The sequence below is a fragment of the Desulfobaculum sp. genome, from assembly GCF_054921475.1.
Map to the genome: position 1 here is coordinate 25,452 of NZ_JBUDSW010000004.1, position 6,628 is coordinate 32,079.

Consider the following 6,628-nt stretch of genomic DNA (forward strand, 5'->3'; position numbering starts at 1 on the left):
TATTCTATGAAACGGCTTCGCCACGTTTTTGTCCAACTGGGACTTATGGCCTGCGTCTGCGTCCTTTTGGGCGTATGGAGCACCCCCGCGCTAGCGCATTTTGGCGTGGTGAACATTGGGGTGTTGTCCAAGCGCGGGCAAGCGGGCAGTTTTGCGCGCTGGAACCTCACCGCCGCCTACCTCTCCGCCACTGTGCCGGGGCATGTTTTCCGCATTATGCCGCTGTCCTTCGGGCAGGTGCGCCCTGCTGTCGCCAACCGGGATATCGACTTTCTGCTGTGCAATCCCGCCCTGTTCGTGGAGCTGGAGAAGACCAACGGCATCAGCCCGATGTTGACGCTCAATACCGCCCGCTTTGGGGTGACCAGTTCGCGCTTTGGCGGCGTCGCCTTTACCCTGTCGGACCGCGTGGACATCAGCACCATCAGCGACCTGCACGGCATCCGCTTTGCGGCGGTGGACCCGTCCTCCCTTGGCGGCTGGCTGGCCCTGCGGCGCGAGTTGCAACGCATCGGCATCATCCCGGCCAAGGACCTGCGCGAACTCACTTTTACCGGCTCGCACGATAGCGTGGTGGACGCCGTCCTCAGCGGCGCGGCGGACGCGGGAACCGTGCGCACCGGCACGCTGGAACGCCTCAGCGCCCAGCGCGGCATTCCGCCGGGCACGTTCAAGGTGCTGCGCCCCATTGGCGGGCACTCCATCACCTTTCCCTACGAACACAGCACCCGGCTGTACCCGGAGTGGCCCCTGTCGCGTATGCCGCACACCCCTGAAGACCTGGCCCGCCTTGTGGACGCCGCCCTGCTGGCCATGCCTCCGGACCATCCCGCCGCCATCACTGCTGGCATTTCCGGCTGGAGCGTCCCCCGCAACTACGAGCCCGTCCACGACCTGCTGCGTGAACTGCGCGTGCCCCCCTATGAGGACTACGGCAAGCTGGACCCTGCGGCCTTTTTCGCGCGGTATTGGCCCTATATCCTTGGCGCACTTGTCGCCATAATCATCCTTATGGGCGTCACGCTGCACATTCTGTGGCTGTACTCCCGCCTCAAGGTGACGGAAACCAACTACCGCGCCCTGTTCGAGAGTGCCACGGACATGACCTTCGTTTGTGACGGCGAGTACATTATGGACGCCAACCCCGCGGCCTGCCGCACCCTCGGCTTCACGCGCGAGGAGCTTCTTGGCGCGCGGATGCAGGACATCATCGCCGAGCCCATGCACGAACTGCCGTGCGAAAACGCGGACGCCTCGCACACCGCCCACACCTACAAGACCAGCTACCGCACCCGGGACGGACGCACCATTCCCGTGGAGCTCAATACCAACGTCATTGAATACATGGGCGAGGAAGCCGTCTTCCACGAAGCCCGAAATATCACCAGCCGCATGCAGGCCGAGAACGCCCTGCGCCAAAGCGAAGAGAAATTCCGCGCCTTTTTTGAACAGCACTCCGTGGTGATGATGGTGGCGGACGTCGCAACTGGCGTCATCACGGAAGCCAACGCCGCGGCTGCCGAGTTTTACGGCTATCCTCTGGACACCTTGCGCGGCATGCACGTGACCGATATCGACACGGACGACCCTGAAACCATAGCCGCCGCCATGGCCGAAGCCGTTAACGGCAACAAGCAAATCTTCCCCCTCACCCACAAGCTCCGCTCAGGTGAAGTCAGAAGCATTGAACTGCACGCCGTGCCCATGATTGTGGACGGCAAACAAACCATCTACGCCATTATCATTGATGTGACGGAGCGCCAGCGCATGGAACAGGAACTGCGCAGCGCCAACGCCTTTCAGGAACTCATGCTGGAAAACGGCATGATTGGCATCTGTTATGTCAGCCACACCACAATTCAGTGGACCAACTTCCGCTTCACGGAAATCACGGGCTACACGCAGGAGGAGATCCGCCACAACCCAGACCGCCTATTCACCTCGCCCAAAGACTTTCAGCAATTCCGCGTGGACACGGAAAATACCTTCCAGCGCGAGGATATCTACGACGCCATTCACGAATTGAACCGGCCCGATGGCATGCGCTACTGGTGCCGCATTACCGGCAAGGCCATCGACGGCGCCGCCCCACTCAATGGCACGCTGTGGCTCATTGACGACGTCACGGAAGAAAAAATCATGGAGGACCAGCTCCGCCACACCAACCGCATGCAGCAGGTTCTGCTGGAGAACGATATCCTCGGTATAGGCCTTGTGCAGGACGCCACCTTCCAGTGGGTGAACACCCGCTTTGCCGAAATGGTGGAGCGGCCAGAGGAGCAGCTCGTCGGCGCCCCAATCGACACCCTCTTCCCCTCGCAGGACGACTTTCAGCAGCTGCGCACAAGAGCGTACGAGGACCTCGCCCGCGGCGAGACCACCGAAAGCATCATCCGCATGGGTCGGGGGAGCTACGATTCCTTCTGGTGCCGCCTTATCAGCCGTTTTCTTGTGCCGGGCGATGCCTCCAAGGGCGCCGTGTGGATGATGGAGGATGTGACAGAACGCCGCCGGATGGAGGAGGAACTGCGCCTTATGGCCACGCGGGACGCCCTCACCGGCGCACTCAACCGCAGGCGCTTCATGGAAAAGGGAGAGAACGAAGTCCGCCGCGCGCGCCGCTACGGCCACGCCCTTACCGCCCTCATGTTGGACCTTGACCATTTTAAAGTCATCAACGATACCTACGGCCACCACACCGGTGATGAAGTGCTCAGGGCCGTTGTGGACGCCTGCCACGACACCCTGCGCGACTCCGACGTCTTTGGCCGCCTTGGCGGCGAGGAATTCGCCGTCATCCTCACGGAAACCACCGCAGAAGCCGCCTGCGACGTTGCCGAACGTCTGCGCCAGCGCATTGAGAGTATCTCGTCCGTCAGCAGCGAGGGCGAGCCCCTGCACTTTACCGCCAGCATCGGCCTGTCCCCCCTCAGGGACACCGACACCACGCTGGAAGGCGTGCTTCGGCGCGCAGATGACAACCTCTACGAGGCAAAACAGCAAGGCCGAAACCGCCTCGTCTGCGCCTAAGCCCAGCCCCCTTCGTGTTACCAATGTCATTTTTTTGTCATTATCGCCCCTGCAATTATTCGTGTTGACATGCATACCCCCCTCACCTATGAGACTGTTCTCTTTCACCCTCAAACAGTCTCAAGAAGGAACTGATCATGATCATCACCAATGTCGAAACCGTCCCGGGCAAGACCATTACCGAGCACTACGGGCTCGTTTCCGGCAACACCATCCGCGCCCGGCACATCGGTGTCGACATCATTGCCAAGTTTAAAAATATATTCGGCGGCGAGCTTCGCGGCTACACCAAGCTGCTGCAGGACTCCCGCCAGGAAGCCATCGACCGCATGGTGGCCGAGGCCGAGCAGATGGGCGCCAACGCCATCGTCAACGTGCGCTTTGCCACCTCGTCCATCACCGGCGGCGCCGCCGAACTCTACGCCTACGGCTCCGCCGTGCTGGTGGACTAGGAGGCCGCATGCTCGATCTCCTTTTCCTCCTTGCCCTGCTTGCCATTGGCTACGCCATTGGCCGAAGCGTTGAGCGCAAGCACTACGCCTCCATCGAACGGCGCGAAGAGGAACAGGTCGCCGTGCCGACCTTTCCCTCCCGCCATCTCACGGCCTCCGACGATGACATCCGCTCCGCCAAGGTCGTCTATGGCAGCGCCGTCATCTCGGTGGACTTCTTCAAGCGCTTTTTGGCTGGCCTGTACGCCATCATCGGCGGCCGCGTGACCTCGTACGAGCCCCTGCTCGACCGGGCACGGCGCGAGGCCATCCTGCGCATGAAGGAGCAGGCCCAGACGGCTGATATGATCATCAACGTCCGCGTGGAGACCTCCTCCATCAGCAAAGGGCGCTCCAACAAGGCCGTCGGCTGCATAGAAGCCGTTGCCTATGGTACGGCGGTTGTGCTGCGTGGCTAGCCCCCGCATCCTTCCCCGCCGCGCGCGGACCAACGTGAACGTCTCCGACGAGCACCCCCTGCGCAACCTTGTGGCGATTCTGGGCGGCATGCTGGCTCTGGCGGTGCTGTGCTACTGGATTCTCGGCTTTGCCGTGGATATTGTCGCCCCGCACATCCCCCTGAGCACAGAACGCCGCATCAGCGACCTGCTCCTTGACGCCTCGCCAAAGCTCAAGGACTCCATGAAGCCCGCCCCGCGCCTGCAGCACATCGCCGGCATGCTGCATGAGGACGGGGTGGACATGCCCGTGGAGGTCTACCGCAGCTCCGCGCCGATAGTGAACGCCTTTGCCCTGCCGGGCGGGCGTATCGTCATCTGCAAGGGCCTTCTCGACAGCGTCCGCTCCGAAAACGAGCTGGCGTTCATCATTGCCCATGAGATGGGGCACATTGCCCATCGCGACGCCATCCGCAAGCTGGGGCGCGCCCTCGTCTTCATGGCCATCTCCGCCAGCTTCGGCGGTGTGGAGAACGACCTGAACACCACCATCGCCGGGATGCTGAACGTCACCGAACTCGGCTACAGCCGCACGCAGGAAACCGCTGCCGATGAATACGGCGTGGACGCCATGCTGCGGGCCTACGGCCATTCCGGCGGCATCACGGACTTCTTCGAGCGCCTTGCCGAAAACAACGAGACCGTTGGGTGGTTCGACGGGTTGACCTCAACACACCCGGAACTGCAAGACCGTATCAAACACCTGCGGGAGTATGCCCGCAGTCACGGTGGGACCGAAGGCCCCCTTCTGCCCGTACCGCCCGAACTGGGCGATGCGGCGCGCAGCCTGCCCGCCATATAGCCCACACGCAAACGGCCCGGATGAATCGCTTCATCCGGGCCGTTTTTTTGGGGAAAAGAGAAAGAACGGTCAGCGCGAACGCGGACCGGCGTTGCACGCCATATAGGGGCAAAACTCCACCGCGGCGTCCGTCAAAAGCGTTGCGTCGCCGCGTCCGGTGTACAGAGCAAGGGGGGCTTCCACGGTCATGCCGGGCTTGGCGCCCCGCACACCCTCCACCAGCACCAGCCGCGCGGCGTCCTCAATGCGGGAGTGGACAAAGCGCATGCGCTTCACCTCCAGCCCGCTGGCCGTCATGTCGGCCAGAAGGCCCGCAAGGCGCTCCGGCAGGCCAATAAAACACGCGCGGCCCTTGGTGCGCAGCGCATATGCCGCCGCCCGCACAAAGTCCGTAACCGGCGCCACAGCCTCAAAGCGCGCGGCGTCGCGTCCGGCGTCCTTGGGACGACGTCCTGACCCCGGCGTGCGGTACGGCGGATTGCAGACCACAAGGTCATGCGCGCCGCCTTCAAGGGCGCTGGCGCGCACCTCGCTCACGCTCCCCGGCATGGCCGAAAAGCGCTCCCCAAGGCCAAGGCGCGCCGCGTTGGCCGTTGCGGCGCGGACCATCTCCGGGTTCACATCCAGCCCGGTAACGCTGGCCGTGCCCGCACCATCTCGCAGCAGCAGGGCAAGCCCCACCACGCCGCAGCCGGTGCCAAGGTCCACAATGCGCCGCGCAGCTCCCGGGCCGGCAAAACACGCCAACAGCAGCGCATCCGCCGAGAACCGAAACCCCGCCTCCGGTTGCACCAGCCCGCGGGGGAAGTACTCCCGCGCGGCCTGTGGCGTCATGTGTTCGCCCGCGTCCATGCCCTACTCCAAGGCCTCCCGGTCGCTCAGACCCAGCAGGTACAGCACGCCGTCGAGGCCAAGGTTGGATATCGCCTGCCGCGCGCCCTCGCGCACCACGGGTTTGGCGTGGAAGGCAATGCCAAGGCCCGCAAGGTGGAGCATGGGCAAGTCGTTGGCGCCATCGCCAACGGCCACCACCTGCTGCAGGTCAATGCCTTCCTTCCCGGCAATCTCCGTGAGCAGTGCGGCCTTGCGCGCGCCGTCCACAATCTCGCCCACCACGTTGCCGGTGAGTTTGCCGTCTACAATTTCCAGCTCGTTGGCGTGCACGTAGTCCACGCCGAATTCCTTCTGGAGCTGCTCACCAAAGTAGGTGAACCCGCCGGACAGGATGGCGACCTTATAGCCCAGCTTCTTGAGAGTGCGGATAAGGCGTCCTGCGCCCTCGGTCATGGGGATGCTGGCCGCCACCTCGGGCAGGACCGAGGCATCCAGCCCCTTCAGCAGGCCCACCCGCTCGCGCAGGCTGGCCTTGAAGTCCAGCTCGCCGCGCATGGCGGATTCCGTAATGGCGGAGACCTTGTCCACCACGCCCGCACGGCGCGCCAGCTCGTCAATGACCTCGCCCTGAATAAGGGTGGAGTCCATATCAAAGCACACAAGGCGGCGGTTGCGGCGGAAGACGTTGTCCTCCTGCAGGCCAATGTCCACGCCAAGCTCACGGGAGATGTCCATGAACTCGCTGCGCATGGCCTGCACGTCCTCCGGCTCGCCGCGCACGGAAAATTCCACACAGGCGCGGGGATTCTCCTCCGGCGTCACAAGGGAGGCCCGCCCGGACAGGCGCGTCACGGAGTCGATATTCAGGCCGTGGGCGTTGATGACGCCGGAAACGCGCTGCATCTGCGAGGACGTCACCTCACGCGAGAGCACGGTGACAATGTGCCGCCTGCGTCCCTGCCCGGCGACCCACGCCTCGTGGCTGTCTTCGCTCACGGGGGAGAAGGTCAGGG

Annotated in this window: 6 protein-coding genes; 4 read left to right on the forward strand and 2 right to left on the reverse strand. The window is 63.5% G+C overall.

The features are described from left to right. The first annotated feature begins 6 nt into the window (after positions 1–6). The 4 genes from ACY69P_RS00645 to ACY69P_RS00660 all read left to right on the forward strand — a co-directional run bounded on the left by ACY69P_RS00645 (position 7) and on the right by ACY69P_RS00660 (position 4,781). Positions 7–3,030, forward strand: a complete 3,024-nt coding sequence (locus ACY69P_RS00645) for a PAS domain S-box protein (protein ID WP_462326228.1) — start codon at positions 7–9, stop codon at positions 3,028–3,030. Between the two features lie 137 nt (positions 3,031–3,167). Continuing rightward, the gene (locus ACY69P_RS00650; RefSeq protein ID WP_404843446.1) at positions 3,168–3,482 is read left to right on the forward strand and encodes a YbjQ family protein; all 315 of its coding nucleotides are present in this window, start codon (positions 3,168–3,170) and stop codon (positions 3,480–3,482) included. 8 nt (positions 3,483–3,490) lie between these two features. Then, complete coding sequence (locus tag ACY69P_RS00655; protein ID WP_462326229.1) at positions 3,491–3,940, forward strand: YbjQ family protein; 450 nt, start codon at positions 3,491–3,493, stop codon at positions 3,938–3,940. Further along, entirely contained in the window at positions 3,912–4,781 is an 870-nt protein-coding gene (locus ACY69P_RS00660) for a M48 family metallopeptidase (RefSeq protein WP_462326230.1), read from the forward strand. Before ACY69P_RS00655 ends, ACY69P_RS00660 begins: the two co-directional genes overlap by 29 nt. 69 nt (positions 4,782–4,850) lie before the next feature. On the opposite strand, the gene ACY69P_RS00665 is transcribed toward ACY69P_RS00660, so the two are convergent. Both ACY69P_RS00665 and serB read right to left on the reverse strand, forming a co-directional pair. After that, complete coding sequence (locus ACY69P_RS00665) at positions 4,851–5,633, reverse strand: tRNA1(Val) (adenine(37)-N6)-methyltransferase (RefSeq protein ID WP_462326231.1); 783 nt, start codon at positions 5,631–5,633, stop codon at positions 4,851–4,853. 3 nt (positions 5,634–5,636) lie between these two features. Continuing rightward, the coding region (gene serB, locus ACY69P_RS00670; protein ID WP_462326232.1) for a phosphoserine phosphatase SerB at positions 5,637–6,628 on the reverse strand (992 nt) is incomplete at its 5' end.